Annotated in this window: 1 pseudogene; it reads right to left on the bottom strand. The window is 53.0% G+C overall.

Annotated elements, in window-relative coordinates:
- Positions 1-585, bottom strand: a pseudogene (locus tag GPK94_RS13610) (hypothetical protein); the annotation flags it as partial.

Below are 585 nucleotides of genomic sequence, written 5' to 3'. Positions count from 1 at the left end.
TGGGACGGGTCAACAGTTCCGCTGTGTACCAGCGATGCACGCTCCGAAAGAGCTTTGACCATTTCCTGCTGATGTTCGGTGGGCTGCGCCACGATGTTGTGGTACTCCACTTCCGGGGTAGGGAGATTTAACTGGTCGGCAGTCTTAATGTCCGCCACTTCTTTGAACAGGTTCATCAGCTCCGGCAGATTAAAGAACTTGCTGAATCTCGTTCTTGCCCGGTAGCCGGTGCCTTCCGGTGCCAGCTCCAATGCTGTGACGGTCTCTCCAAATCGGGAAGCCCAGCAGTCGAAGTGGGTCATGTTCAGTTCTTGCAGGCGTTCATATTGAAGATAACGCTGCATGGTGTAAAGCTCGGTCATGGAGTTGCTGACCGGTGTGCCGGTGGCAAAGATCACGCCACGGTTTCCGGTGATCTCATCCATATAGCGGCACTTGGCAAACATATCGGAGGATTTCTGCGCGTCCGATGTGGAAAGACCAGCCACATTCCGCATTTTTGTGTATAAAAACAGGTTCTTGTAGTTGTGGGCCTCGTCCACAAACAGCCGGTCCACACCCAGCTGCTCAAAAGTTACCACATCA

The sequence above is a fragment of the Pseudoflavonifractor sp. MCC625 genome, assembly GCF_018784545.1.
GTDB classification, from domain to species: domain Bacteria; phylum Bacillota; class Clostridia; order Oscillospirales; family Oscillospiraceae; genus Pseudoflavonifractor_A; species Pseudoflavonifractor_A gallinarum.
Note: the sequence above shows the minus strand (reverse complement) of the source record. Positions and strands in the feature narration are given on the sequence as shown.